The organism is Halorubrum sp. CGM4_25_10-8A, from assembly GCF_005435025.1.
GTDB lineage: Archaea > Halobacteriota > Halobacteria > Halobacteriales > Haloferacaceae > Halorubrum > Halorubrum ezzemoulense.
The window spans coordinates 1-24,615 of record NZ_SGTX01000027.1 but is presented as its reverse complement, the minus strand read 5'-3'; the positions used below and the strand labels follow the sequence as shown (position 1 = coordinate 24,615).

At 69.6% G+C, this 24,615-nt stretch carries 28 protein-coding genes and 1 tRNA gene; 14 read left to right on the top strand and 15 right to left on the bottom strand.

Features of this window, described 5'->3' with window-relative positions; genetic code table 11:
• Positions 1-12 precede the first annotated feature (12 nt).
• Together upp and EXE52_RS16955 are read right to left on the bottom strand one after the other, a co-directional pair.
• Positions 13-690 (bottom strand): uracil phosphoribosyltransferase, encoded by a 678-nt coding sequence (gene upp / locus EXE52_RS16960; protein WP_049932007.1) that lies wholly within the window; start codon positions 688-690, stop codon positions 13-15.
• Between the two features lie 93 nt (positions 691-783).
• Entirely contained in the window at positions 784-1,023 is a 240-nt protein-coding gene (locus EXE52_RS16955; protein ID WP_086216696.1) for a hypothetical protein, read from the bottom strand.
• Between the two features lie 58 nt (positions 1,024-1,081).
• Here EXE52_RS16955 and EXE52_RS16950 point away from each other — a divergent pair, with 58 nt between their 5' ends.
• Together EXE52_RS16950 and EXE52_RS16945 are read left to right on the top strand one after the other, a co-directional pair.
• Positions 1,082-1,408 (top strand): hypothetical protein, encoded by a 327-nt coding sequence (locus EXE52_RS16950; protein ID WP_086220239.1) that lies wholly within the window; start codon positions 1,082-1,084, stop codon positions 1,406-1,408.
• Positions 1,409-1,504: 96 nt separating this feature from the next.
• Positions 1,505-1,744, top strand: a complete 240-nt coding sequence (locus tag EXE52_RS16945; protein WP_049932002.1) for a hypothetical protein — start codon at positions 1,505-1,507, stop codon at positions 1,742-1,744.
• 27 nt (positions 1,745-1,771) lie between these two features.
• Here EXE52_RS16945 and EXE52_RS16940 read toward each other — a convergent pair whose 3' ends face one another.
• On the bottom strand, positions 1,772-3,088 hold the full coding sequence (locus tag EXE52_RS16940) for a GTP-binding protein (protein WP_089308523.1): 1,317 nt from the start codon (positions 3,086-3,088) through the stop codon (positions 1,772-1,774).
• Between the two features lie 163 nt (positions 3,089-3,251).
• On the opposite strand from EXE52_RS16940, the gene EXE52_RS16935 reads away from it, so the two are divergent.
• The 4 genes from EXE52_RS16935 (at position 3,252) to EXE52_RS16920 (ending at position 6,983) form a co-directional block, all read left to right on the top strand.
• Complete coding sequence (locus tag EXE52_RS16935) at positions 3,252-3,458, top strand: hypothetical protein (protein ID WP_049931998.1); 207 nt, start codon at positions 3,252-3,254, stop codon at positions 3,456-3,458.
• Positions 3,459-3,552: 94 nt separating this feature from the next.
• Entirely contained in the window at positions 3,553-3,849 is a 297-nt protein-coding gene (locus tag EXE52_RS16930; RefSeq protein WP_049932143.1) for a hypothetical protein, read from the top strand.
• Between the two features lie 28 nt (positions 3,850-3,877).
• Positions 3,878-4,831: a TRC40/GET3/ArsA family transport-energizing ATPase gene (locus EXE52_RS16925; RefSeq protein WP_089308524.1), complete on the top strand. Its 954-nt coding sequence runs from the start codon at positions 3,878-3,880 to the stop codon at positions 4,829-4,831.
• 265 nt (positions 4,832-5,096) lie between these two features.
• Positions 5,097-6,983 (top strand): carbon starvation protein A, encoded by a 1,887-nt coding sequence (locus EXE52_RS16920; RefSeq protein ID WP_049931995.1) that lies wholly within the window; start codon positions 5,097-5,099, stop codon positions 6,981-6,983.
• 49 nt (positions 6,984-7,032) lie between these two features.
• Here the strand turns inward: EXE52_RS16920 and EXE52_RS16915 are convergent, their stop codons facing one another.
• The gene (locus EXE52_RS16915; protein ID WP_049931993.1) at positions 7,033-7,707 is read right to left on the bottom strand and encodes a hypothetical protein; all 675 of its coding nucleotides are present in this window, start codon (positions 7,705-7,707) and stop codon (positions 7,033-7,035) included.
• Entirely contained in the window at positions 7,700-8,080 is a 381-nt protein-coding gene (locus EXE52_RS16910; RefSeq protein WP_089308525.1) for a cupin domain-containing protein, read from the bottom strand. The genes EXE52_RS16915 and EXE52_RS16910 overlap by 8 nt, the downstream gene beginning before the upstream one ends.
• A gap of 127 nt (positions 8,081-8,207) precedes the next feature.
• On the opposite strand from EXE52_RS16910, the gene EXE52_RS16905 reads away from it, so the two are divergent.
• From EXE52_RS16905 to EXE52_RS16890, 4 genes are all read left to right on the top strand, one after another.
• Entirely contained in the window at positions 8,208-8,459 is a 252-nt protein-coding gene (locus EXE52_RS16905; protein ID WP_049931991.1) for a hypothetical protein, read from the top strand.
• 122 nt (positions 8,460-8,581) lie between these two features.
• Positions 8,582-9,268, top strand: coding sequence for a DUF5828 family protein (locus tag EXE52_RS16900; protein ID WP_086216691.1), 687 nt, complete (start codon positions 8,582-8,584; stop codon positions 9,266-9,268).
• A 76-nt stretch (positions 9,269-9,344) separates the two neighbouring features.
• Positions 9,345-9,584, top strand: coding sequence for a hypothetical protein (locus tag EXE52_RS16895; RefSeq protein ID WP_049931988.1), 240 nt, complete (start codon positions 9,345-9,347; stop codon positions 9,582-9,584).
• A 55-nt stretch (positions 9,585-9,639) separates the two neighbouring features.
• On the top strand, positions 9,640-10,014 hold the full coding sequence (locus EXE52_RS16890) for a helix-turn-helix domain-containing protein (protein WP_049931986.1): 375 nt from the start codon (positions 9,640-9,642) through the stop codon (positions 10,012-10,014).
• An 18-nt stretch (positions 10,015-10,032) separates the two neighbouring features.
• Here the strand turns inward: EXE52_RS16890 and EXE52_RS16885 are convergent, their stop codons facing one another.
• Both EXE52_RS16885 and EXE52_RS16880 read right to left on the bottom strand, forming a co-directional pair.
• A complete protein-coding gene (locus EXE52_RS16885; protein WP_137703921.1) occupies positions 10,033-12,162 on the bottom strand; it encodes a S9 family peptidase in 2,130 nt (709 codons plus the stop codon).
• Positions 12,163-12,342: 180 nt separating this feature from the next.
• Entirely contained in the window at positions 12,343-12,936 is a 594-nt protein-coding gene (locus EXE52_RS16880; RefSeq protein ID WP_137703920.1) for an IMP cyclohydrolase, read from the bottom strand.
• Between the two features lie 281 nt (positions 12,937-13,217).
• Between EXE52_RS16880 and EXE52_RS16875 the strand changes: the two genes are divergently transcribed.
• Positions 13,218-13,290 (top strand) — tRNA-Gln (locus EXE52_RS16875).
• A 95-nt stretch (positions 13,291-13,385) separates the two neighbouring features.
• Here the strand turns inward: EXE52_RS16875 and cgi121 are convergent.
• The 4 genes from cgi121 to EXE52_RS16855 form a co-directional block, all read right to left on the bottom strand.
• Positions 13,386-13,979 (bottom strand): KEOPS complex subunit Cgi121, encoded by a 594-nt coding sequence (gene cgi121 / locus EXE52_RS16870; protein WP_137703919.1) that lies wholly within the window; start codon positions 13,977-13,979, stop codon positions 13,386-13,388.
• Positions 13,976-16,435: an ATP-dependent DNA helicase gene (locus tag EXE52_RS16865; RefSeq protein WP_137691513.1), complete on the bottom strand. Its 2,460-nt coding sequence runs from the start codon at positions 16,433-16,435 to the stop codon at positions 13,976-13,978. The genes cgi121 and EXE52_RS16865 overlap by 4 nt, the downstream gene beginning before the upstream one ends.
• A gap of 167 nt (positions 16,436-16,602) precedes the next feature.
• Positions 16,603-17,499 (bottom strand): hypothetical protein, encoded by an 897-nt coding sequence (locus EXE52_RS16860; protein WP_137703918.1) that lies wholly within the window; start codon positions 17,497-17,499, stop codon positions 16,603-16,605.
• A gap of 96 nt (positions 17,500-17,595) precedes the next feature.
• Positions 17,596-18,273, bottom strand: coding sequence for a class I SAM-dependent methyltransferase (locus tag EXE52_RS16855; protein ID WP_086220470.1), 678 nt, complete (start codon positions 18,271-18,273; stop codon positions 17,596-17,598).
• Between the two features lie 66 nt (positions 18,274-18,339).
• Between EXE52_RS16855 and EXE52_RS16850 the strand changes: the two genes are divergently transcribed.
• Complete coding sequence (locus EXE52_RS16850; RefSeq protein WP_049931978.1) at positions 18,340-18,783, top strand: hypothetical protein; 444 nt, start codon at positions 18,340-18,342, stop codon at positions 18,781-18,783.
• 63 nt (positions 18,784-18,846) lie between these two features.
• Here EXE52_RS16850 and EXE52_RS16845 read toward each other — a convergent pair whose 3' ends face one another.
• Complete coding sequence (locus EXE52_RS16845; protein ID WP_094552904.1) at positions 18,847-19,422, bottom strand: magnesium transporter; 576 nt, start codon at positions 19,420-19,422, stop codon at positions 18,847-18,849.
• Positions 19,419-19,991 (bottom strand): magnesium transporter, encoded by a 573-nt coding sequence (locus tag EXE52_RS16840; RefSeq protein WP_049931974.1) that lies wholly within the window; start codon positions 19,989-19,991, stop codon positions 19,419-19,421. The genes EXE52_RS16845 and EXE52_RS16840 overlap by 4 nt, the downstream gene beginning before the upstream one ends.
• Positions 19,992-20,803: 812 nt before the next feature.
• On the opposite strand from EXE52_RS16840, the gene EXE52_RS16835 reads away from it, so the two are divergent.
• Positions 20,804-21,382 carry a hypothetical protein gene (locus tag EXE52_RS16835; RefSeq protein ID WP_049931973.1) on the top strand — a complete coding sequence of 193 codons (579 nt, stop codon included), beginning with the start codon at positions 20,804-20,806 and terminating at the stop codon, positions 21,380-21,382.
• A gap of 27 nt (positions 21,383-21,409) precedes the next feature.
• Here EXE52_RS16835 and EXE52_RS16830 read toward each other — a convergent pair whose 3' ends face one another.
• Positions 21,410-22,273, bottom strand: a complete 864-nt coding sequence (locus EXE52_RS16830; RefSeq protein WP_137703917.1) for a hypothetical protein — start codon at positions 22,271-22,273, stop codon at positions 21,410-21,412.
• A 178-nt stretch (positions 22,274-22,451) separates the two neighbouring features.
• On the opposite strand from EXE52_RS16830, the gene EXE52_RS16825 reads away from it, so the two are divergent.
• Entirely contained in the window at positions 22,452-22,925 is a 474-nt protein-coding gene (locus EXE52_RS16825; protein ID WP_137703916.1) for a hypothetical protein, read from the top strand.
• 179 nt (positions 22,926-23,104) lie between these two features.
• On the opposite strand, the gene EXE52_RS16820 is transcribed toward EXE52_RS16825, so the two are convergent.
• The gene (locus EXE52_RS16820) at positions 23,105-24,286 is read right to left on the bottom strand and encodes an aspartate kinase (protein WP_137703915.1); all 1,182 of its coding nucleotides are present in this window, start codon (positions 24,284-24,286) and stop codon (positions 23,105-23,107) included.
• Positions 24,287-24,615: the final 329 nt, after the last annotated feature.

Sequence of the window (24,615 nt, the reverse complement as noted above, 5' to 3'; positions counted from 1 at the left end):
CCGTCGAGGAGTTCACACGGTCCGGAACGCCCGGTCGCCGGCGTCGCCGAGGCCGGGGACGATGAACCCGTCGTCGTCGAGGTGATCGTCGATGGCGACCGTCAGCAGGTCCGCCTCCGGGACGGCCTCGCTCACGCGGACGAGGCCGGCGGGCGCGGAGACCGCGGAGAGCACGAACAGGTCCTCGAAGTCGTCGGCCTCGTCGAGGACGTGGTCGAGGACGGCGGCCATCGTCGATCCCGTCGCGAGCATCGGGTCCGCGACGATGACGGTGTCCTCCGGGCGGATCTCGGGGAGCTTCACGTAGTCGATGGTGATCGGGAACTCGCCGTCGTCGGTCATCCCGGCCGCCTCGTCGCGACCGGCGGAGATGACGCCCTGCTTCGCGCGGGGGAACGCCTTCAACAGCCCCTCGACGAAGGGGGTCGCGGCCCGGAGGACGTTGATGATCACCACGTCGTCGAGTCCTTTCACGCGCTCGCCGGTCGTCTCCGCGAGCGGGGTCTCGACGGGGACGTACTCCGTCTCCATCGCGCCGTCGATGATCTCGTAGCCGCAGATCCGCCCGAGCTTCACCAGCCCCTTCCGGAACGCCACCTGTTCCGTCTCGGCGTCGCGCAGCCGCGAGAGGGTGTCCGTCGCCAGCGCGTGCGTGATGAGGTACGCGTCGTCGCGGTCTTCGATCGTCATTATACGGAACCGCGCCCGGAACGGTCTTAAAACGTGGCGAATCGAGCGCTCGCCGGACCGCGACCGGAGGGCAGCCCCCTCCGGCGACCGCACCTAGCGGAGCGCGACGACGTACGTCACCGCGAAGAGGATCACGGCGAGGGTCGCGACGTTCCGGAGCGACAGCGTCGCCGTCCCGACGAAGTCGAGCCCCCAGACGATCATCCAGGCGAACCACGCCGAGAGCACGGCGTTCATCGCGAGCAGCACCTTGGGATCGCCTGAGGAGCGCTCGACGCCCTCGCGGATCCCGGCCTCGTCGCCTCCCTCGTCCGTGCGCTCCTCGGCACTCATACGCGGATTCGCGGCTGTGCGCCACTTAGCTCTTGTCCGTTCGGGCCGTACGGCCCTCATGATCGGCCCGGTCCGCCTCCGCAACCGACGCGGGGACCCCATCGATCCGATCCCCTTCCTCGTGACGACGGGGCTCGCGTTCGCGCTGGTCTTCTCGTTCGGGCCGCTGTACGGCCTCGCCTACGGGCTGTCGCTTTCGGCCGCGCTTGCCCTCTCGGCGCTCGGGTTCGTCGGAGTGACCATCGTCGCGTACCGACAGCTCGTCCGGTCCGCGCCTCCGGTCGGTGCCGGGGCGCTCCCGGCCGACCTCCGGTTCGAACGCCTGTTGTACGCCGGGGTCGTGCTGGGGATCGCGTTCCTTGCGCTCACGCTGCCGCTGCTGTGACGGGGCGCCGAGCGCGGGGCGGCCTCCGCGGGTCGGCTGTGCGAATCGGTTACACGACACCGGGGGACTAAGATGATCGATGCGGATCATTACGATATGGGCATCTTCGAGACGGTAACCGACGCGCTGGCGGGGTCGACGGGGACGGCACCCGGGGCCGCCGGCGATGACGGCTCCGAGGGGGCGTACTGGTGCGACGACTGCGGCGTCCGCGTCCGCGACGTCGACGTCGACGACGAGGGGCTCGACCGCGACGCGGAGGGGACGCCGACGTGTCCCGACTGCGGCGACCCGATGCGGTTCGCCCGCGCGACCGGGGGCGACTGCGCCTGCTGATCGCCGACCGCCGGTCGCGTCGAGGGGTTACGGCTCCCGGAGCGCGACCTCGGCGCCCTGCTCGCTCGGGAACGGGGCTGGGCCGACGTCGGCCGGGTCGTCACCGATCCCCGGGTCGCCGAGCTCCGCGAGTTCGTCGTCGGTCAGAAGCGCGTCATCGAGCCGGTCGACGAGCGGTGCCTCGTCGACTCCCGTGCCGATGACGACGAACTCGGTCCGGCGGTCGCCGTGGTCGTCGTCCCACTCTAGCTTCGGGCGGTTCGAGCGGAGCATATCGCGCTCGACCGACGGCAGGCTCGCGATCCACGGGCCGAGCGCCTCGACGCGGACCGACCGACCCGCCTGCCCGACCTGCTGGCGCTGGTCGGTGCCTGCGACCCACAGCGTCCCCTTCGAGCGGACCACGTCGGCGGGGAGGTCTCGGAGGAGAGCGGCGAGTCGGTCCGGGTGGAACGGCCGCCGGCGGCGGTAGGTGAAGGAGGTGACGCCGTACACCTCGTCGGGGTGGCGGTGGTCGTGGGCGTGGTCGCCGTCGCGGCCGTGGTCGCCGTCGTGAGCGTGGTCGTCGTCCGTCCCGCTGTCGGCGTCGGCGTCGTCGACCTCGGCGAGCGCGCGCTTCCAGCCGGGGAGTTCGCCGAGTTCCCGCTCGTCGAACAGCTCGACGCCGAGGATCCGGTCCGGGTCGACCGCGGAGAACTCCGTGACGACCGTCTCCGCGTCGGGCTGGAGCGCGCCCACGAGGTCGACCGCCTCGTCGATTTCCGCGTCGGTACAGAGGTCCGCCTTGTTACACACCACGAGGTTCGATACCTCGACCTGCTCGACGAGGAGGTCCGAGAGCGGCCGGTCGGCGTCGTCCTCGTCGCCGGTCGCGGCCCCGGCGCCGGCGTCGGGATCGACGCGCCGCTCCGGCGTCTCGTCGCCCGCGAACGCGTCGAGGAACTGCCGCGTGTCGATCACGGTCACCAGCGCGTCGACCCGGTACCGGGCCGCCGCGCGCGACTCGGTCGTGAACAGCCGCGCGACTGGCGCGGGCTCCGAGATGCCCGAAGACTCGACGACCAGGGCGTCGAAGGAGCGCTCGTTCGCGAGCCGCACCACGGCGCTTTCGAGGTCGTCCTGAAGCTCACAGCAGATACAGCCGTTCGACAGCTCCGTGACGCCCTCGACATCGACCTCGGACTCCTCGGCGATCAGGTCCGCGTCGACGTTCACGTCCCCCATGTCGTTGACGAGGACCGCGATGTCGCGGTCGCCGGCGTTCCGGAGCAGGTGGTTCAGAAGCGTCGTCTTACCCGCGCCGAGTCCCCCCGAGAGCACGGTCACCGGGATGCGGTCGTCCATACGGGCGGATCGGACACGACGCTCTTGAACCCCCGGCCGACACACGGAAACTCGGGCGGCGGGGCGAAAACCGGGCGGCGCGCGGGGCCGGCCCGGGGGGTGAGACCGACGCGGACCGGTCCGAGCCGATACGTTGATACGCCGCGGTCGTCGTACTCGCGATATGGTTCTGTCCGCCTCCGCCGTGTCGCTCGTCAGCGTCTCGGTGACGGTGCTGATGGTCGCCGCGATGCTGTATCTCGTCTGGGGATCGCTCGACAGCGACATCCACACGCCGAGCCCCGGTAGCGAGGACCACCCGGAACTGGACGACGACGGCGACGACAACGACGAGGCGTCGGGCGAACTTCCGGACGGGAACGCCGCCTGACGCCGCGACCGCCGAGGCCGATCCGGCCGCTGTCCGCCCCTCGGCGGCCCGGGCCGCGACAGGTTTTAACAGGGGAAGAGTGTCATGAGGAATGATGACAGTAGCAGACCGGATCGAGCGGTTCCGGGCGGTCCTCGAGGAGTGGGTCCGGGGCCTGTACCACGGGATGATCACGCACCCGGCCTACGAGAAGATCGAGAAGGAGGCCGAGGACGCCGAAGACGAATTCATGCTGGCGTGTTTCCCGGACGCGTTCGGGATCCCGTCGCCGGTGTCGTACTACACCGCCGAGCTGCTCCCGTACCTCGAAGACGAGTTCGAGGCGTGGGAGCGGCGACTGTGGGACCGCGAGACGCTGCTAGAGCGGAAGGGGCAGCAGTACCACTTCTGATGACCGGACGACACTCACGCCGCGACTGATGGAGCAGTTCGTCTTCTTCGGCGGCAAGGGCGGCGTCGGCAAGACGACGGTCTCGTGCGCGTACGCCCACCGCTGCGCGCGAGACGGTCTCCGGACGCTCGTCGTCTCGACCGACCCGGCCCACTCGGTGTCGGACGTGTTCGACCAGCGGTTCGGCGACGAGCCCGAGTCGGTCGCGGACGTCGACAGGCTCGACGCGATGGAGATCGACCCGGAAGACGAGATGCAGCGGCACCTAACGGAGATCCGCGAGGCGCTCTCGGAGCAGGTGTCGGCCGCGATGGTCTCGGAGATCAACCGCCAGCTGGAGATGTCCCACGGGACGCCGGGCGCGTACGAGTCGGCGCTGTTCGACGCGTTCGTCGACGTGATGCGCACGGAGAGCGAGCCGTACGACCGGGTCGTGTTCGACACCGCCCCGACGGGGTCGACGCTCCGGCTGCTCGGGCTCCCTGAGTTCCTCGGCGACTGGATCGACCGGCTGCTGTACAAGCGCGAGCAGTCGATCGACCTGTTCGAGAAGGCGGCGATCGGGGACATGGAGCCCCGGCGCCTGCTGGAGGGCGACCCCGTGATCGAGCGGCTCAACGAGCGCAAGGAGTTCTTCGAGTACGCCGGCGAGACGATGCGCACGGACGCCGCCTTCTTCCTCGTGTTGAACCCCGACCAGCTCTCGGTCAACGAGACGGAACGGGCCATCGAGGCGTTCACCGAGCGAGACCTGCGGGTCCGCGGGCTGGTGGCGAACAAGCTCACGCCGTCCCCCGACGAGGGAGAGCAGGGGCGCGGAGCGCGCTACCTCCGCGAGAAGGTCGAGACCGAGCGCGAGCGGCTCGCGCAGGTCCGCGAGGGGTTCGACCCGCCGCTCGTCGCCGAGATCGAGTCGCGCACGACGGAGGTCCGGGGGGACGTGCTCGCCGACGTGGCCGCGTCGCTCGACGTGGAGCCGTAGATCCGTCGGAGGCGAGCGCGCGGCCGCGAGCTGGGAGAGCGCGCGCGGCGATCCGACTCGATCGCGCGCGGCGGCTGCGGTCCGTCCGGGTGCGCGCGAGGTGGGTCGACGGGCGATCTGGGCAGATTTTACCTATTAGTCAGAGAAATTAACTTCGTTTCGACGGTGAGTAGCGTTACTCGATCCGGGGGAGTCGTCGATCGTCATGAACGAAGATAACGTTTAAGTTCGGCATAGTGAATCGATACCACGAGGCAGGGACCTTATGACAAGTATAATTTGGATCGTCGTCGCCGTGCTCAGTACGTTCACCGTGGGATACGTGGGGTACTCGCGGTACCTCTCTCGTTTCGTCGATCTCGACGACGAGCGGGAGACGCCGGCACACAAGTACGAGGACGGCCAAGAGTACGTACCGGCGAAGAAGCCGGTTCTGTTGGGGCATCACTTCTCAAGTATCGCGGGCGGCGCGCCGATCGTCGGCCCGATCACCGCCGGAGCCATCTGGGGCTGGGTGCCGGCGCTGTTGTGGGTCGCCATCGGCAATCCGCTGATGGGAGCGGTCCACGACTTCATCTCGCTGTCCGGGTCGATGCGACACGAGGGGAAGTCGATCGGCTACATCATCGGCGAGTACGTCGGCGAACGCGGCAAGGACATGCTGCTGTGGTTCGCGTTCCTCACCATCATCCTCGTGGTGGCGGTGTTCGCCTTGGTCGTCGGGATCGTGTTGAACGCGTTCCCCTCGGCCGCGACCGCGAGCCTCGTGTACATCGCGCTGGCGTTCCTGTTCGGCGTCTACCTGTACCAGCTCGACGGCCCGTTCCTCCCGGGGACGGTGGTGTTCGTCGCGGGCGTGTTCGCGGGCGTCTGGCTCGGTATCCAGTACCCGATCGCGCTGTTCCCGGCGGTGGAGTCCGGGGCGTTCCCCCAGGGGACCATCGTCCTCTTCGAGTTCCTCGGTAACGGCGGGTGGCTGCCCGGAGCGGTGATGAGTGCGGACGCCATCCTCCAGCCGAACGTCGCCGCGTGGGTGCCGGTCATCCTCGTCTACGCGACACTGGCGAGCGCGCTCCCGGTGTGGGTGCTGCTTCAGCCCCGCGACTACCTGTCGTCGTTCCTCCTCTACTCGGGAGTCGGCGGCGCGCTGCTCGCGATTATCGTCGGAACGCTGCTCGGCACCTCGGCCCAGCCGCTGACCGTCGATCCCTCCATCGGCGCGTACATGGGCTTCTTCGGTAGCGAATTGGCCGTCGATACCCGGGGTATCACGCCGCTTTTCCCGCTGTTGTTCGTGACAATCGCCTGCGGAACCATCAGCGGGTTCCACTCGCTGGTGTCCTCCGGGACGACGGCAAAACAGCTGAACAAGGAGAGCGACGCTCGCCTCATCGGCTACGGCGGGATGCTCGGTGAGGGGCTGCTCGCGTCGGTCGCCATCTCGACGCTCGCGGTGGCCGGGGCGACCACGGCGGCCGCGGGCGGCGGCATCGGCGGCGCGCTGCCGAACTTCGCGACCGGCGGGGGGATCATCCTCACCAGCCTCGGGATCCCGCAGGGCGTCGGCGCGCCGTTCATGGCGCTCGTGTTGGTGAGCTTCCTGCTCACCTCGACCGACACCGCGGCGCGGCTCGGTCGGTACATGATGGAAGAGATCGTCGGAACGACCGGGAGCGGGACGACGACGGGCTTCTCCGCCGACCTCGGGAGCATCGCCAAGGGCCGGTACACGAATCCGGCCGTCCAGTCGCTCGTCGCGTACCTGCTCGTCATCTCCGGCGAGTGGGTGACGCTGTGGGCGCTGTTCGGTGGCGCGAACCAGCTTCTCGCGGCGCTGGCGCTGCTCGCCGGCACGGTCTGGCTCGCGAACTGGGACGAGTCCAAGCAGCTCGCCTCCACCGGCGTCCCGATGACGATCATGGTGACGATCACCGTCCTCGGGCTGTCGTGGGTGGCGCTGTGGGACAACCTCTATCAGAAGCTCATCCTCGGTAACGTGGCCGGACTCAGCGGCCAGATATCGGCGGTGGTCCAGATGGGGCTCGCGTTCGTCCTCATCTACCTGGCCCTGTCGCTGGTGCGGATCGGCTACGACAACATCACGACCGTGCGGAGCGACAGCGGAGCGGCCGCAGAACCGAGCGACGACTGACTGAGATCGGCCCGGTTCGGCGCGGTTTTTTCCGAACGACCGGCGACGGTCAGCGCCAGAAGCGCTTCGCGAACCGCGAGAAGAACCCTTCGTCCGGCGAGTCGACCCGTTCCCACAGCCGGAACGCGGCCGCGGTGTCAGCGTTCTCGCTGGCGACGAGTGCCTCGCGGTCGGGCGCGACCGCGACGAGGTTCACCTCGTAGTGGCCGTAGTAGCCGAACTTCAGCAGCGTGCGGTCGCTGAACCCGGCGACGAAGTCGGCGACGTCGTCCGGGATACGGTCGGCGACGACGACGACGGTGACGTCCGTGCCGTAGTGCTCCTCGTGGCCCTCGACGCGCTCGTCGGCGACGTCGTGAGCGAACTCGACCAGTCGCTCTAGCTCCCCGACGCTCGGGGTCGACACCCGGCGGACGTACACGTACTCCCGCATGTCGTGGTCCGCGTAGCTCAGCGCCGGGTGGAGGAACTGCTTCTGATTGCGTACCCGCATCTCGGCGGTCATCTCGAAGCGCTCGCCGTCGACGACCGCGTCGCGGTCGAGGTCGTAGCTGTACATCAGCCGGTCGGAGACGCGGTCGAGGTACTCGTCGTCGTACTCGGGGACGGCCTCGCGAATCTCCGCCGGCAGCTCCTCGGGGGCGCGGCGGTCGTCGGCCCCCGCCGGGTCCGCGGCGTCGGCACCCCCCTCGCCGTCCGCCTCCGGCTCGGCACGCTCACTCATCGGCGGGCTCGTACGCGACCGCGTCGCCGTCGGCCGGGGGCGCACCGATCGCCAGCACGGTGACGGGAGCGTCGGCGTCGGCCGGGTTGTACGCCCGTTGGGGGCTCTCCGGGTCGACGACGAACAGGTCGTCCGCGGGCACCTCGTATGTCTCGTCGGGGGTCTCGATCACGAGGGTGCCGTCGAGCACGTAGAACGCCTCCTGTTGGGTCTCGTGGTAGTGGTACGCCAGCGGGAGCTGCTCGCCGGGGGCGGCCCTGAATCGGTTGATCGCCGCGGCGTCGAGCCCTCCAGAATCGGACAGCTTTCGACACTCGCACGGCCGGTCCGGCTCCGGGTCGACCGAGTCGACGTCGACGACACGATATCCCATGGGAACGCATTCCACGGAGCGAGTGAAAAGGGCGTCGGGAGCGGAGCGGGCGCGAGCGCCCCCGAGGCGTCGTTTTCCCGAGGCGGAGTTTTAACCGGGAGGACCACGTCGTGTGATGTGATAGACCATGACAGACGAAGGAGACGAGGCGGACGGCGCGGTCGAGGCGGAGGCCTGCGGCCGCTGCTCGATGTCGACGGTCGTGGGGGCGGTGGCGAGAGACCAGTCCCCCGAGGAGCGCGCCGAGCGCGACCCGTTCCGCGGCGAGCGTATCGAAGTCGACGAGTCCGCCGTCCGGCGCGCGTCGCCGGCCGGCTACCTCGGCGAAGTTAAAGAGCGGCTCGACGCGGTCGCGCGCCGGATCGCGTACGGCAGGTGAGCGTCGCAGCGGTCCCGGCCGAGGAGGCGCGCGCCGTAGCGGTTCCGGCCGGCGAACCGAGCGGCCGAGTCCCGTCAGTTCGGAGAGACTTATACCCCTCCGTTCCGTAATGAGGGCAACCGATGGAAGAGAGCATCTCCGGCTTCAAGGTGCGCGGGGACTGGGGCGACGTCGTCGAACACGGCGAGCGGATCGCCTTGGCGCTCCGGGAGGTGGGCGTCGACAGCGACGCCTACTACGAGTTCGACGAGTGGCGTCCCAAGACCCACGAGCGCATCGACGAGGACGTCTCGGAGAAGACCGCGGCGCAGGCGTCCGTCGACGAGGGAGAGGGCGAGCGCGCGGGAAAATCGCCGGGCGACGACCTCCAGACGGCCGGCGAGAAGCTCACCGAGTCCTACGAGAAGGTCGAGGAGAACGACACCGAGAGCGCCCGCGAAAGCTGGGGCGAGTCGATCGGACACGTCGCCCGGGCGGCCGACTCGGCCGGTCGGAAGGCGATCCGGAAGGTGGAGGACGCCGTCTACCGGAACGTGATGACTCAAGTGGCGCCGTACTACTTCGACAACGATCTCGTCAGCGCCAACATCCAGGAGGTCGCCCGAGCCGAGGACGGCGAGACGTTCGTCTTCGAGGTGAACGTCAACGACGACGAGCTGAAATCGGAGGTGTCGGCGGTCCTCGACGAGTACGAGTCCGAAATCGACCGCTGGCACGTCGAGACCGAGAAGCGGACCGACGAGGTCGCGGCCGCCGAGGGCGTCGAGCCGCCCGCCGAGGAGGGCGGGCCGGACTCGACGACGACGTGAGGCGGAGCGTGTCGGGCGGCCGCGAACGCGGAGCCACATCGGTCGTCTTTAACTCGCTCACCGCTGAATCGAGCCCATGAGCGAGGTACTCCGAGTCGAGGCGGGCGAGCTGTCCGTGGACGAACTCATCGACGCGCTCAACGACGGGCAGCGGATCCTCGTCGACGTCGAGGTCGCGGGCGCCAACCACGAGGTCGCCCTCCGATACGACGGGGAGACGTACCACTGCGACACGCCGACGAACCTCCACCGGCACGCCGACGAGTCAGGGATGCGCGGCTGTATCGACCAGATGGGGTACGCCGCCAAGGAGTGACCACCCCGAGTCGGAGAAACCGGCATTTAACCTCGCCGCGCACGAATCGGCCCGCATGAGCGACCCCGAAATCGAGGACCTCGTCGGCGACGGCTCTCCCTCCTTCGAACACGTCCTCTCTTGTGTCTTCGGCGTGCGCGACCACGAGAGCCGCGCGTACCTCGCGCTGCTGGAGTACCCGGGCAGCACCGTGTCGGAACTCGCCGACGCGCTCGACCGGGACCGCTCGAACGTGAACCGTTCGCTGTCGACGCTCCGCGAGAAGGGGCTCGTCGAGCGCCGCCGCCGCCTGCTCGACTCCGGCGGCTACGTCTACCAGTACACCGCGACGCCCGTGCCGGAGGCCAAGCGCCGGCTCCACGACGCCCTCGACGAGTGGGTGGCCGACGTCCACGACGCCATCGACGGGTTCGAGCCGGACGAGAGCTGATCGCGTCGCTCGCGGCGACTACGTCTCGGACTCCGCCGAGTCCTCCGGCTCTTCTCCGGCGCTCAGCCCGTCGTCCTCAGGGCGGTTGAGCGCGCGCTCGGCGTCGTGGTGCTCGGAGTAGCCGTCGAACCAGCGGGCGATCCGCTCGATGCGGTCGACGACGTGCGCGGGCTCGCCGGACCGCGAGAGCTCGTGGCCCTCGTGGGGGTACCTGACGAATCGGGTGTCGACGCCGTTCTTCCGTAAGAGTCGGTGGTACAGCTCCGCCGTACAGATCGGCGTCCGGGTGTCGTCCTCGGAGTGAATCAGCAGGGTCGGGGTGTCGACCGCGTCGGCGTGGCCCGTCGGCGACTGCTCCCAGAGCCACTCCGGCTCCGCCGAGGGCACCGTGTCGAAGTCGCCCTCGACGAGCTTGTACGCCGCGTCGGTCGACCCGTAAAAGCCGGTGAGGTCGTAGACGCCACGCTGGGAGACGGCCGCGCGGAAGTAGTCCGTCTGCCCGACCGCCCACGCGGTCATGAACCCGCCGAAGGAGCCGCCGGTGACGAACGCGTTCGAGTCGTCGATCTGGGGGCGGTCGGCGACCGTCTCGACGCCCGCCATCACGTCGCGGAGCGTGATCGCGCCCCAGTCGCGCTCGATTGCTTGCGTGAACGCCTCGCCGTAGCCGGTCGAGCCGCGGGGGTTCGACCAGAAGACGGCGTAGCCGCGGGCCGCGAGCGTCTGGAACTCGTGCCACATCGTTCCGGCGGTCGACCACATCGCGTGCGGGCCGCCGTGGATCTCGACCGCGAGCGGGTACTGACCGTCCGCGTCGGCGGACTCGGCGTCACCGGCCTCGACCGGTGGGGTCAGCAACCACCCCTGGATCTCGACGCCGTCGGACTCGAAGCGAAGCTCCTCGGGCTCGCCGACCGCGCGCTCGTCGAGGTAGTCGGCGTTCAGGTCGGTCAGGCGGGTCGTCTCGTCGGCCGCGGCGTCGTAGGCGAACGCGTCGCCCGGGTGGTCCCACTCGCTGGCGGCGAACGCGACGGTGACCGACTCGGGACCCGCGTCGGCGTCGCCCCCGACGGTCGCGCCCGAGACGGTCCCCGGCCGGAGCAGGCGCTCGGGCGTCTCGCTCCCGTCTGCGGGGACCCGCCACAGCGCCGTCTTCCCCTCGTCGGGCGTCGCGAAGTACAGCGTCTCGTCGGCCGGCCCCCACTGCGGGGTCGTCCCGCGGCCGAGGCCCCGGTCGACACCGCCGGTGAGGTCGGTGACCGAGCCCGACTCGACGTCGAGGACGCGGAGGTCCGTCGGCTGCATCGACACCTGCTTCGGCTCCGCATGCGTGAACGCGACGCGGCCGTCCGCGGTCGCCGCGAGGTCGGCGCCCCACCCGGTCGTGGTGTGGGCGCGCTCGGCCTCGCCCGCGTCGAGGTCGTGGGCGTGGATCGCGATCTCGACGGAGTCGTCGGGGTCGTCGCCGACCGCCTCGGTGTAGTACAGCGTGTCGGCGTCGCCCCACGACGGCGCGGCGAAGTCGGCCTCCCGGTCCGTGACTCGGTCGACCGCGCCGGACTCGGCCGGGTCGGGGTCGGTGACGCCGCCGACCGTCGCGTCGGCGTCGACGACGTACACGCCGGGGCGTCGGCCGTCGAAGTGACGCTCGGCGGCGCGGTAGACGGTCCGGTCGATGACGCGCGGGTCGGGATGGTCCTCGGGCTCGTAGTCGTCCGGCACCGCGAGGTCGCGGTCGGTCTCGCGGTCGTCGGCGGTCACGGACTGGACGAAGGCGATCCGCTCGCCGTCGGGCGACCACGCGATCGACGAGACGCCGCCGACCACGTCGGTGACGCGACGGGCCTCGCCGCCGTCGAGCGGGAGGACCCACAGCTGCTGGCGGTCGTCGGCCGCGCCGCGGGTGGAGGTGAACGCGATGCGGTCCCCCGAGGGACTCCAGCGCGGCTCGGCGTCGGCGCCCTCGGCGAGGGTGAGGCGGCGCGGCTCGCCCTCGCCCGCTGCGTCGACGAGGTACACCGTCGTCTCGTAGCTGTCGTCGTCGTTCGGCTGTCGGCGCACGAAGGCGACGCGGTCGCCGCCCGGCGAGATCCGGGGGTCGGACGGGACCGCGATGTCGTGGTAGTCGGCCGCGGTGATCGGCTCCATGCGTGTGGGTCGGACGGGGGAGGCAAAAGGCGTCGGGAGGCGGAAAGGCGAGGATCGACAGGCGGAAGGCCGCGTGTCGGGGGACGGAAAGGCGAGCGTCAGGAGACGGAAAGCCGGGCGGCGGCGCGAGCGACGCCGACGCCGAGCCCGCGCCGTGGGCAGCGCCCAGTCGTCCGTCGCTCAGTCGCCGCCGTTGTCGAACGCGAGCGAGACGCCGTCTGCGTCGACGGTCGCGCCCGCGGCGCAGACCGGGTGTTCGAGGTCGGCGCCGAGCAGTTCGGTCGCGACGGGCTCGGCGTCGGTCGCGGTCAGGTCGTACGGCTCGGGAGAGTCCGTCTCGTAGGTCGCGACGACGGTCGGCTCCTCGACGGCCTCGACGAGGAGCGCGTCGCGGCGGACGGTTCCGATCGTCGCCGACTCAGCGCCGACCACACCGGCGACGCGAGGCGTGTCGTAGTCGTCCTTCTCGTAGTCGAGCGCGAGCAGCGCGGAGGCGAGCGCGTCGCGCGCGGGGTACCCGCGCTCCATTTTCTCCGCGATCGGGTCGACGTGCGAGCCGTTGCCGAGGACCGCCAGCGGCTCCTCGGTCGGGGTCTCGACCGCGCGAGCGCAGTTGTACGAGACGTAGGGGTTGTCGGTCTCCGGCGCGTCCGCGGTCGGGCCGACGGTGAGCGTCCCGCCGCGGTCGCGGACGCGGCGGTTCGGGAACGAGCGCGAAGAGACGCGGTAGCCGCCGATGCCGGGCGCGACGACGACGAATCGTCCGACGTACATACATTTTCGTGTGTATCGAGTCGCATAAAGCGCATCGATATGCGCACGAACGCGATCCGTGGGCGAGATGCCCTCTTCATGATCTGCCGGCGGTGACGGCGGGGCGGCGACGACAACAGTGGGGACGGGACGGCGACGACAACAGTGGGGACAGGACGGCGACGACAACAGTGGGGGCGGGCGGCGACGCCCGCCGGCGCCCGCCGATGCTCGTCAACCGATCGCACGGCGACCGCAACGCGCAACGCTTACAAACACGTACTGGCTATCCGTAGGTGCGCAGTCCATTGGGGTAGTGGCCAATCCTGTTGCCTTCTGGGGGCAACGACCCTGGTTCGAATCCAGGATGGACTACTTCTCTCGGTTTCGTTTCGAGTGGAACAGAGTGGCGTCCACGTCTCGTGGTTTCCAGTTGAAACGAAGGGGTACCGATGAGCGGGCGGCCGCCGTCACTTCTCGACGTCCAGCAGGGCGACCCGCTCGCGGACGACATCGGCGAGACCGCCGGTAGTCGCGGTGAGTTCGCGATCGGTGACTCCGTAGAACTCGCGCACCCGCTCCTCGTCGAAGTCGACCGGAAGCCCGGAGTCGTCGGGGTCGGTGCGCGAGTCGGCGGCGAGTTCGCGAACGGACTCGGTCGCCTCGTCGAGGTCCGCGGACGGGCGGTCGGCGCCGGACACGTCACCGAAGTCCGCGACGAGGACGACGGCGCGCCGCTCGCCCTCCGAGACGCCGAGTTCGAGCGCGCGGTCGATCTGCCTGCGCCCGGCCGCGTACAGCAGGACCTCGACGCCCGGGTCGCGCGCGACGGCCTCGCCGCGAGCGATCGCCCGCGCCGCCAGTCGCGCCGCCTCGCGGAGGTGCGTCGGGGAGACGACGAGGTCGGCGTCGAACGCCTGGACGACCGCGCCGGTATCGGCCGCAATCGCGTCGAGGTCCGCGAGAAACGCGTCGAGGTCGTCGATCGCGAAGGTGCCGGCGACGAGGCTGACCCCGGGGTCGGGCGCTGGCATCCCGTCGCCGCCGGCCGCGGAGTCGGTCATCCGAAATCACCCAGGCTGGCCTGTCCGTCGCCGTCGCCGTCGGCGTCCGCGCCCGCGGTCGCCGCCGCGGAGGCCGAGCTGTCGGGGTCGACGCCGTCGAGCGAGGGGTCCTCGCGGCCGGCGTTCTCCAGGATGCGCTCGGCGGTTCGCTCGCGGCCCCGCAGCGCGCCGAGGACGACCGCCTTGTCCGCCTCGCGGAGGTCGGCGCGGCTCTCGATGCCTGCCTCGTAGAGGCGGCGGGCGCGCTTCCGACCGACGTTGCGGACGCCCGCGAGGTCGAGGAGTTCCTCCCGGACCCCGTACTCCAGCCGCTTGCGGGCCTCGCGCACCTGGACGACGGTGTCGCCGTCGATCCCCTTTACGTCGCGCGCGAGCGTCTCGGCCGCCCGGAGGAGCCACTCGGCGGTGTCGACCTTCCCGCGGATGTCGCCGGGGCCGACGCCGTACCGCTCCGCGATCCGGTCCTCGTCCACCTCGTTAGCCCAGTCTTCGAGCAGGCGCCCCGTCTTCAGCGCGGCGAGCCAGTCCTCGAAGCGCACGTCCTCGTACTCGGAGGGCACGTCGCCGAGGAGCTCCGCCTCGCGCTCGTAGCAGACCTCAGTGTACTCCTCGCGGTCGCCCGACTTGAGGTACAGCTCGTAGGTGTCGGGCGTCCGGCTGACGAGGTGGTAGAGGCCGAGCGGCGTGACCGCCGGGGCGGCGTCGCCGGCCGACGCCGGCCCCTCTGAGGCGGGGTCGTCCGGTTCGTCCTCGCCGGCGCGAGTGTACGTGGTGAACCCGGGGTCGTCGGCGTCGGCGGTCGGGTCGTGGGCCGCGACGAACTCGCCGTCCGCGTCCGCGGATCCGACAGGCCCGGACCCGTCGTCCGCGACGGTCCGAAGCCCGTCGAGTATCTCGGCCGCGCTCATCGGGTCGAGGTAGAGCCGCGAGACGGTGTGACCGATCCCGGTCGCGGCGAGGCCCTCGCTCCCGCCGTCGCGGTCGCGCTCGACGAAGCCGTTGACTTCGAGGTAGTCGAGGACGGTGTCGGTGACCGCCGCGAGCCGCCCCTCGTCGTCGGTCTGCGTGGCGTAGAGCGTGTTGTCGAGGAACGAGAGGAGCCCGTCGCGGGTGGCGGCGAAGCCGGACGCGACCGTCGCGAGGACGTGGGTGCGGAGGGCGGGCTCGGCGGCGAGCTTCGAGCGGACGGGTTCGGCCTCGGCCCAGACGTACCGCTCGAACAGCTCCTCGCGGGTGTCGGCGTTGTTCGCGAGCAGCACCGCCTCGCCGTAGGGGTCGAGGCCGGGGCGGCCCGCGCGGCCGCACATCTGGTGGACCTCGAGCACGTCGAGCGGTTTCATCCCGCCGAACTCGCCGTCGTAACGCCGCCAGTCGCGGACGATCACGCGGCGCGCGGGCGTGTTGACGCCGGCCGCGAGCGTCGGCGTCGCGGAGACGCACTTGATGAGGCGGTCGCGGAAGGCGTCCTCGACGAGGCTGCGGTGCTCGCTCGCGAGGCCGGCGTGGTGGAACGCCGACCCCTCCTCGACCGCGTCGGCGAGGTCCTCGGAGGTGTCGGTGTCGGAGACGCCGCGGATCTCCTCGGCCAGCTCGCGGAGGCGGTCGCGCTCGTCGCCGGTGAGCCGCGGCCCCGTCACGTCGGTGAGCTTGCGGGCCGACGACTCGGCGTTGCGCCGCGAATTGACGAAGACGAGCGAGGAGCCGCCCTGGCCGTCCTCCTCGGTGTCCAGGGCGTCGGCGACGAGCCTCGCGGTCTGGTCCTCGCCGCGCTCGACTGGGACCTCGCGCTGGCTCCCGTCGTCGAAGTTGATCGCGTTGCCGAAGTGGACGCCGGTGTGGAGCTCGATCGGTCGCCAGTCGGACTCGACGAGTTCGGCGTCGAGCCAGTCGGCGATGACGTCGGCGTTGCCGACGGTCGCCGAGAGCGCGACCGTCTGGAGGCCGGGGTTCACCTTGCGGAGCTTCGCGAGGGTCACTTCGAGGGTGGGGCCGCGGTGCGAGTCGTCGACGAGGTGGACCTCGTCGCTGACGACGCAGGTGAGGTCGTCGATCCACGGGGCGCCGTTGCGGATGAGCGAGTCGACCTTCTCCGAGGTGGCGACGATGATGTCGCGGCTGGCGAGCCACTCGCCGTCGGAGTCGTAGTTGCCGGTGGAGACGCCGACCGTCACATCGAACTCTTCCCAGCGCTCGAACTCGGCCTTCTTCTCGCTGGCGAGCGCGCGCAGCGGGACGATGTACAGCGCCTTGCCGCCGCGCTCGACGGAGGAGAGCATCGCCAGCTCGGCGATCAGCGTCTTGCCGGACGCGGTCGGGACCGCCGCGACGAGGCTCTCGCCGTCGGTGACGCCCGCCTCGACCGCCGCTTCCTGCGGCGGATACAGCTCCGCGACGCCCTCCGCTTCGAGCGCCTCGCCGACGCCCGCGGGGAGCCCGGAGAGCGAACTCGGTTCCATTACCGGAGTCTGGGCCCGCCTCGATTTAAACCGTCGGAACGGGCCGAACATAGCGGAAGAACGCGCGGCGGCGCGTGTCGGTGAGCGGCCGGAGCGAAGCGAAGGCCGCGAGCTGCGCGCGCGAGTCGCTGGCGGCCGGGGGCAGACCAAGGGCGCCGTCTCGCGACCTACCCCCCGTGCGATCCCGACCCTACAGCGTCCCGGCGGCTGACGACCACGTACAGTCCTCGAAAGCCGACGGCGACGCCCGCGCCGAGCGACCCGAGCGCGGTCGCAACGGCGAGCGCGGGAACGAAGAAGGCCGGATCGAGGACGTAGTCGGGCGAATCGGCGATAAACGCGAGCGCGGTTGCGTGTCCCAAGACGGCCGCGGCGTCACCGAGCCACGCGAGTGCGATCCCGCCCCGGTACCAGTAGACGAGCGCCGCGATCGGAGCCCCGGACACGGCGTACCCGAACGGCTGGTAGGTCGGATAGGAGGCATATAACCAGAACGTGGACGGGACCGAGAGAACGGCGGCGACAGCGATGACGACAACCGCTCTGTGCCGCTCCCCCGACGAGCCGAAGAAGCGTTCCGACGCTGAACGCTCGCTCGGGGGACTCAATCGACGGAGGGCAGAACCGACGACGACGGCGAAGGCGCCGACCGCGAGGCCGAGCCGGAGGTGAGTCGGAAGCGTGACGCCGAGGACCTCCATCTCCAGTACGTCCGGCAAGGGGCTGAACGCCGCACGCGCGAGAGCCGACGCGACCGGGATGGCGGGCCCCGCTGCGAGCGTGTAGATGGCGGCACCACCGTGATACTGAACGAGGATAGCGATCGCCGCGGCGGGCAGGTAGAGGACGGCGGTGGCACGCGAGTGACCGATGTCGCTGATCTCCGGGGCGACCGCGCGGATGGCACCGAGTTGGGTGGTCACCTCCGTACTCGCACCGTACGCCGCGTTCGACCGCCAGTAGGCGGCGTAGAGGACGAACGCAAAGACGAACACGAGACCGACGGTGCCGGCGATACGGAAGCGACCGTCGGGACGGCCGAGGAGGGCACGGCGGACGTCCATTGAGGGAGACGACTGTGGGACTCGGTAAAACGGTTGGGAGATCAACTGTTCGTCTCGCACCGGCCGCCACGGGAGGTCGAATCCCGACGGACCGAGTCAGGGAGCCACGCCGACGGTCAGCAGCGTCCCCCAGGTCCGATACCGATCGATCATCGCCTCGCGCGTCTCGTACCCCTCGGTCGGGAACGCGGAGGCGTCGGGAATCTCGGTCTCGCGGTCGGGAATCGCGTCCTGCTCGGCGACGTACAGCCCGGCCTCGCGGAACGCCTCGCGGTACTCCTCGCGCGACCACAGCGTCATGTCGACCGAGATGTTCTCCTGCCACGCGTGGGTGGTCTCGCTCTCCGCGAAGTAGTTGACCGCGCAGTAGAACGTACCGCCGGGCTTCAGCACGCGCCGGACCTCTTCGAGGGTGTGGACCGGGTCGGCCGCGTAGTAGAACGCCTCCATCGAGAAGACGTGGTCGAAGGAGTCGTCGGCGAAGGGGAGTTCGTCGAAGTCGCCGACGAGGAAGCCGACCGCGTCGTCGTCGGTGTACTCGCGGGCGTTGCTGGCCATCTCCGGGGCGCCGTCGAGGCCGTAGCCGCGGTCGATCCCCCGCTCGCGGAGCGCGCGGAGCGCGTAGCCGGAGCCGGTCCCCAGATCGAGGACGGCGTCGCCCGCCTCGGCCGGCATGCGGGCCAACACGTGTTTCGCGGTGTGCCAGTGGCGGTCCTCCATCCCGCGGTCCTTCCCGCTCGCCGCCCACTCGTCGAACTCCTCGCGGACGCTCATACCGGCCGAACGGGGAGAGCGGTGAAAAACGGCGGTGTTTTACCGGCTCCGCTCCCGCCGGTGGGTATGAAGCGACCGCGAGCGCTCCGCCGACCGAACTTCCGGGTGGCCGACATCGCCCAGCAGTCGGTCGGCGGCTTCCTGCTCGCGGGGCCGTTCGTCGTCACCGCGGAGGTCTGGGAGCTCGCCGCGGGGATGAACTGGGTCCAAGCCGGTGTGACCGCCGCGCTCGTCGGACTGATCGGGTACGCCGCGCTGTACCGGGCCGACACCGGACGCGACGTCGACGAGGAGCCGGACTTCGTCGGGATCCCGACCCGCTTCGTCTCGCTGATGACGGTGGCGTTCGGGTCCGTGCTCCTGCTCGCGCTGATCTTCGACGCCCCGCAGACGTTCCTCGTCGAGGGTGGGATCGGCGACGGCGCGGTGGTGGCGACGACGGCGAAGGCCGTCGCCGTCGGCGCGATGTTCAGCGTCGTCGGCGCGGCGACCGCCGACAGCGTGTTCTGAGAGGGGCGTGGCGCGCTGTCGCGGTCACGGCGCCGCGGTCGCGCTGTGCCGCTCGCTCCGGCCTCACAGCACGACCGAGACGACCGCGAAGAGGATCAGCACGCCGGCGATGTCACAGAGGTTCGTCACCACGGGGATCGTCGTGTCGTCCGGATTGAGCCCGACGCGGTAGGACACCTCGACGGCGGCGACGCTGGCGAGGACGACGAGGACCGCGAGGCACAGCCCGGAGACCAACGAGATCAGCAGCACCCGGCCGAGCGCGAGCGACCCGCCGAGCGCGAGCCCGATCGCCCACGCGGCGACTCCCACGGCGCCGAAGACGGTCGCCGCGAGCCCGAACACCGCGCCCGCGTTCGCCCGGAGGGCCGGGTTCGACGGGCTGAGCTCGTAGGTCCCGAGGTACAGCTGGGTCGTGAGCCGCGAGCAGGTGATCGACGCGAGGTTGCCGGCCGTCCCGATCTGGACGGGAACGAGGACTAGCAGGGCCGGGTACCTGAGCAGTACCGCCTCGTACGTCTCCAGTACGGTCCCCGAGACGAGCTGAAGCACCGACAGCGCGGCGAGCAGGGGGATCATCGTCCGGACGATCCGTCGGACCGACCACTCGTCGACCGCGGTGGACTCGGGGTCGGTCACGACAGCGCCCCCACGGCGGCGACGCCGACCAAGAGGAAGAACACCCCGAACACGTCGCCGAGCGTGGTGACCACCGGTCCGATGACGTTGTCTGGGTCGAGCCCGCGGCGGTAGCCGAGGAAGATGACCGCGATGAGCACCGTGATCATCAGCACCGCCGAGAGGAAGCCGGCGACGACCATCACGCCGACCAGCTGGAAGAGGCTCCCGCCGTCACCGAACAAGACGAGCGTCGCGTAGGTGACGACCGCGATGAACACGGAGACGGTCATTCCGTTCAGGAAGGAGGCAACGACCGCGTTCGTGAGTCGCCGGTCGGGTTGAAACCGCGGTTCGATGATCCCCTGGTGGAGCCCGGTCGAGAGCCGGGCGCCGAGCGAGCCGTACACTCCCCCGCGGGTGGCGAGGAACGCCGGGAGCAACAGGAGGAGCCCGGGGACCTCCGCGATGTTCGCGCGCATGGCGTCGGAGGCGAGTATCGTCCCCGCGAACAGCCCGGCGATCAGGCTGACGGTTATAACCGGGACCGCCTGCCGGTAGATGTCGCGCGCGGAGTCGTGCCCGGGCATCGAACGCACCGACGACGGGCGGGGCAAAAAAACCGACCGACGCGTTTGAACGCAGGATCGAGACTTGTCACAACTCATCGGTCCGTGACGGCGATCTCCAGATGAAACGAAGGGGGCGAATGCGGTGGAGACGCAGAGTACGTACGAATCAATTACGAGGAACAGGATCGGGAGAACGAGCGACGAGATCAGTTTTAGGAGGCTACTCAGTTGAAACGGATAGAGCCGTAGATTTTGGTAGTCCTGCTACTCCCGACGGACTCTGTCTAGTTCCATTCGATTCAGTAATTCCGTGTTTTCGTCACTGGATTCGATTTTCGAGTAGCTGAGGGCGCCAGTTTCGCCTGTCGGATGCTCTTTTCGGAGTTCCTCCAATCTTGAGTCGCTGTGCTGTTGGGCCTTCTATTGGTCAGTCGAGTCGGGTAGAGGAACGAAACGAGAATCGTTCCGACGAAACCGGCGGCGATCACAGAGACCAACCGCGAGGGGGCGTTTGCCCGGACGAAAATGAACGCGGGGGGAAAAGTAGCGACCCCGTCGAGAACGTGAGCGTAGTGCGAATCGAAAAGTATCCGGTGATGCTGAGGCCACCCAACCCGTCCGGATCCAGCGGGTCGACTTACAGATCAACGTTCTGGAGTTCACGGACGGCGAGTATCGTGGTGACGACGCCGGAGAATCCGCCGACGATGACAGCGTCGTATGTCCCAGAAGACGTATCGCTCATTCGCTCAACCACAGGTGTATTCTATTTGACTTAATTATTAGCCCGTCGACCGCACCGTTAAGTCGGTCGCGTGATTGCCGATCCCATGGACTACTCGCTCGCGATCGAGAACGGACCGGAAGCGATACCGGGTGGCACGGGACTCCTGCTCGTCCACCCGAGCATCGGCGAGACGGACCGGATCGACACCGATTTCCTGAAGACCGACACCGACGCGTTCCTCGTCGTCTCGACCCGGACGACCGCCCGCGAGGTCGAACAGAAACTGGAGTACTACGACGTCGATGAGACGAAGGCGACGATCCTCGACACGCTCTCCGTCGAGCGCGGCTACTCGCGACGGACCGCCGACGACGTCTACTACGTCTCCGCGCCGGACGACCTCGACGGCGTCGTCGACCGCGTCGAGCGGTTCCTCACCGAGAACGAGGGGAAGCGGCGCGTCTCGGTCGACTCGCTCACCGAGATGGCCTACTACGCCGACGACGACGCGGTGTACGACGCCGCGAGCGAGATCCTTGACCTCCTCGACGAGCACGACGCGGTCGGTATCTTCCACCTCTCCGAAGAGGTCCACGAGGTCGCGACGCTCGACCGGTTCCGCGACCTGTTCGACGGCGTCATCGACCTCGACGGGGACGGGAACGTCGTCGTAGACGTCTGAGCGGCGGTCTGCCGCCGCGAGGAAGCGTCAGCTCTCGTCGAGGAGCGCCGCGAACGTCTTCTCTGTCCACGCCACGGCGTAGGCGGCCCCGCGGTCCCGGTAGGCGGTCGTGTCGAGGGCGGCGTACGGCGCCGGGAGGTCGAGGTCGTGTTTGACCGCCGAGCAGGCGTACTCCGTCGCGCTCGGGAACTCCGTGTCGCCGCGCGCGACCTCGCCGGAGAGCTCACCGAGCCGGCCGGAGAGCCGCTTGCCGGCGTCGACCCACGCGTCGTACAGCCGGGGGTGCTCCGACTCCCACGACGCGAACGTGTCGCGGGTGTGGAGGCCGACCCACGCGTCGAACAGCGCGTTCGCGACCTGGAACACGTCCGTCGGTCCGAATCCCGTCGTCGACGCGCCCGTCTCCGGGTCGGGGCGGCGGATCGCCGCGTCGAGGTCGCGGTAGCGCTCGCCGAAGAAGGGGAGGAACGTCTCGGGGAGCCCGGTCGAGTCTCCGCCGCTCACTGCGCCCGGAGCCGGGTCGCAGTCGATCTGGACTAGCCGCTCGGCGACGAGGAAGGCAAGGAAGTCTTCGGGCGTCCCCTCCGCACGTCGCTTGACGAGGACCGCGGGCGGATCGGTCTGTGCGGTCCGGACGACGGTCCCGTCGCCGGGGAGTCCGACGGTGAACGCCGGGCCAGCGTGCTTGCCGAGCAGGTCCGGGACCGCCTCGGGAAGCCACTCGGCGGGGTACGACGCGGGGTCGAGCGCGTCGACAAAGAGGCCGAGGTCCTCCGCGGCGGCCGGCGGGAGGGTCTCGAAGTCGGACTCGACGTCGAGGACCGGCGATCCCGGTGCGTAGTGATCGCGGACCGCTTCAATATCGTCGTCGAGCGCCCGGGGCGAGAACATCAGCCGAGGACGTACGAGAGGATGATGAGCACCGAGAGGACGGCCGAGACGCCGACCGTGCCAACCACGATCTGGGTCGATTTGGACATGCGAGACAATCCGTCCGCCCGTCGTTAAAATCATCCGGTCGACGCCAACCGTGCGGCGATTTTATGCCGTCGGCCGAGAGTACTGACGTATGCGAGTTCGTGACGCGGTCGAGGCCGACGCCGCGGCCGTCGGGTCGATGACGGGCCGACCCCGCGGCGTCGCTCGGAACATGATCCACGACCGGTCGGTTCGCGTCGCGGTGACAGACGACGCCGGGTCGGAATCGGGGGGAGCGCCCTCGCCGTCGGAGCCGAGCGGCGACGGTGACGGCGGTGACGACACCCCGGTCGACGCGGTCGCCGGATTCGTCGCGTTCGACGTGCGTGACGGGACGGTTCACGTGACGAACTTCGAGGGCACCGCGGCCGCGGTCGAGCGGCTGTTCGAAGAGCCGGTCGGCTTCGCGAAACGAGAGGGAATGTCGGTCGAAGTCATCGTCCCCGCCGACGGGGTCGGTCCGGAAGTGGTCGAGGCGTTCGGCTTCGAGGCGGCGGGATCCGGGCCGCGGATCGACGGCACGGCGACGACGAGGTACTGGTTCGATCCGGCGGAAAGCGGCTGAGGCGGACGCTTGGGGGTTTGTCGTCCGGTCAGGGCCGCGGCCGCCCATCCGGTCAGGGTCGCGGTCGCCGATCCGATCAGGATCGCAGCCGCCCATCCGGTCAGGGTTGCGGTCGTCGATCCGGTCAGGGTCGGAGCCACCGATCCGGTCAGAGTCGCGGTCGTCGATCCCCGCGAGGCTTAGTCAAAGCGCTCTTGGACGATTTCGAGGGCCTCCTCTCGGTCGTCCCAGTCGACGAACACCGCGACGGAGGTGGCGCTCGTGATCAGGTCGATGATGTTGATTCCAGCGTCCGCGATGGGCGCGATGATGTCCTGAATGACCCCCGACTGGTTGGGGAGCTCGCCGCCCGTGACGCGGATCACGGCGATGGGGTTGGCGACGGTGACGGAGGAGAGCGCCTCGTCGGTGACGACCGCCTCGTGGAGCAGCGCCTCGGCGGTCTCGGCGATGTCGACGTCGACGTAGAAGGTGACCGAGTCCATGCCGGACGCGACCGCGTCGATGTTGACCTCCTCGGCGCGCAGCGCGTTCGACAGCTCCGAGAGGATCCCCGGGCGGTTGCGGATGGCTCGCCCCGCGATGGTGAGACACGCGAGCGGCTCCTCGCGCATGTCGATCAGGCTCTCGAACTCGCCTTCGATCCGCGTGCCGCCGCGGAGCAGGTCACCGTGCTGGTAGTGGACGACCCGAACCGCGAGCCCCTCGTCCTTGTACGAGAGCGCAGACGGCGCGACGACCTCGGCGCCGCGGAAAGAGAGGTTGCGCAGCTCGTCGACGGTGATCTCGCCCACGTTGCGCGCGCCCTCGACGACGCGGGGGTCGCCGGTCATCACGCCCTCCACGTCGGTGACGATCACGACCTCGTCGGCGTCTATGTAGTTGCCGAGCATGACGGCGGTGGTGTCCGAGCCGCCGCGCCCGAGCGTGGTGACGTTGCCCTCGTGGTCCTCGGCGAGGAACCCGGTGATGATCGGGACGACGCCGTCCATATCGGCCGCGATCTCCTCCGCCCGCCGCTTCGTCTCCGCCACGTCGACCTCGCCGAGTTCGTTGGTGACGACCGGCCAATCCGGGTGGCCGGGTTCGAGGAAGACGGCGTCGACGTCGCGGACGGACAGCGCGGCCTTCAGCATGCGGACGCTGGTGCGTTCGCCCATCGAGACGATCTCCGCGCGGTCGGCGTCGTCCGTCTCGAAGGTGATGTCGTCGAGGAGGTCGTCGGTGGTCGACCCCATCGCGCTCGCGACGACCGCTATCTCGTGGCCGGCCGCGACCGCGCTCGCGACCGAGTCGGCCGCGCGCTCGATCCGGTCGCCGCTGCCGAGGCTCGTTCCCCCGAACTTCGCGACTACGCGCATGCGGCTACCCCGTCGCGGGTCCGAGAGGGTCGGTCTCCGGCGAGCGGTCGGCGGCGGGCGAGCGGGACGGCGGGTGCCGAGCCGACGCCGGAATTCCGGGTCGGTCGGCGGGAGCGATCGGTAAACATGCGACTCCGTAGCGGAGGAAGCCGGATAACAGTATCTTCTTCGACAAGGGTCGCCCGAATCGCCGAATCGTCCGGTTCAGTTGTTATACTACGAATAAAACGAGACGAACGATCACCGACGTCCGGAATCGCCGGGAATGTGGGGAGACGACGGTCAGAGAGCGCGGGGCGGGACGGGGAAGGGGCCGGTCAGGACGAGAA